The organism is Pseudomonas psychrophila HA-4 (assembly GCF_000282975.1).
Taxonomy (GTDB): Bacteria; Pseudomonadota; Gammaproteobacteria; order Pseudomonadales; family Pseudomonadaceae; genus Aquipseudomonas; species Aquipseudomonas psychrophila_A.
In genome coordinates, this window is sequence record NZ_ALJC01000046.1 from 1 (window position 1) to 1,588 (window position 1,588).

Consider the following 1,588-nt stretch of genomic DNA (forward strand, 5'->3'; position numbering starts at 1 on the left):
CTCAACTGGCGATCCAGCCGGTCGACCGCAGCCAGCCGGTGCCGCTGTCGTATTCCCAGCAGCGAATGTGGTTTCTCTGGCAAATGGAACCCGACAGCCCGGCTTACAACGTCGGCGGCATGGCGCGCCTCACTGGGCGCTTGGACGTCGAGCGTTTCGAGGCTGCACTGCATGCCTTGATCCAGCGTCACGAAACCCTGCGCACCACGTTCCCCAGCGTCAATGGTGTGGCCTGCCAGCAGGTGCAGCGCGACACCGGGCTGAACATGGGCTGGCTCGACCTCAGCCAGCTTGACCAGGCGACCCGCCAACACCGCTTGCAGGCGCTGGCCGACAGCGAGGCACATCAGCCGTTTGATCTGGAGCACGGGCCATTGTTGCGGGCCCACATGGTCAAGGCCGCCGAGCGCGAACATTACCTTGTGCTGACCCTGCACCACATCGTCACCGAAGGCTGGGCGATGGACATTTTTGCCCGTGAACTGGGCGAATTGTACGACGCGTTTCTCGATGATCGGGCCTCGCCGCTGGCACCGCTGGCCGTGCACTACCTGGACTACAGCGTGTGGCACCGCCAGTGGCTGGAGTCGGGTGAGGGGCAACGCCAGCTTGATTACTGGATGGCCAAACTGGGCAACGAACACCCGTTACTAGAACTGCCCGGCGACCGGCCACGGCCATTGGTGCAAAGCCATAAGGGCGAGCTGTACCGTTTTGACCTGAGCGACGACCTTGCGGCGCGGGTGCGGGCGTTCAATGCCGAGCACGGCCTGACCCTCTTCATGACCATGACCGCCGCCCTCGCGGTGCTGCTCTACCGCTACAGCGGCCAGACCGACGTGCGTATTGGCGCGCCCGTGGCCAACCGCATCCGCCCCGAAAGCGAAGGGCTGATCGGTGCTTTCCTCAACACGCAAGTGCTGCGCTGTGAGTTGGACGGGCACCTGCGCGTCGATGAACTGTTGGCGCAGGTGCGCCAGACCGTCATTGAAGGCCAGTCACATCAGGACTTGCCGTTCGACCACTTGGTCGAAGCCCTGCACCCCCCGCGCAGCGCTGCTTACAACCCACTGTTCCAAGTGATGTGCAACGTACAGCGATGGGAATTCCAGCAAAGCCGTGAGTTGGCCGGTATGAGGGTCGAGTTTTTGGCCAACGATGCACGGGCCACTAAGTTCGACCTCAACCTAGAAGTCACCGAACTGGACCATCGCTTAGGTTGTTGCCTGACGTACAGCACTGACCTGTTTGACGAGCCGCGCATCGCCAAAATGGCTGAGCACTGGCGCAATGTGCTGGAGGCCTTGCTGGCGAACCCGCAACAACGCCTAAGCGATTTGCCGTTGCTGCACGTTGATGAGCGCCAACGCTTGCTCGATGGGCTGGCCCCCGCAGCGGGCAAATACCGTCTCGATCAGTGCGTTCACCAACTGTTTGCCGAACAGGCACGCGTGCATCCGCAGGCCATCGCGCTGACCTTCGCCGGGCAACACCTGAGCTATAGCGAACTCGACGGCCGCGCCAATCAACTGGCCTGGCGGCTGCGCGAGCTCGGGGTCGGCCCGCAGGTGCGGGTCGGTTTGGCGCT

1 protein-coding gene is annotated in these 1,588 nt (G+C 63.0%); it reads left to right on the forward strand.

Translation table 11 applies throughout. The annotated features are described in order from the left end of the window. Window positions 1–1,588 (forward strand): condensation domain-containing protein (locus B347_RS24695; protein ID WP_033387247.1); only part of this gene is annotated, 1,588 nt, incomplete at both ends.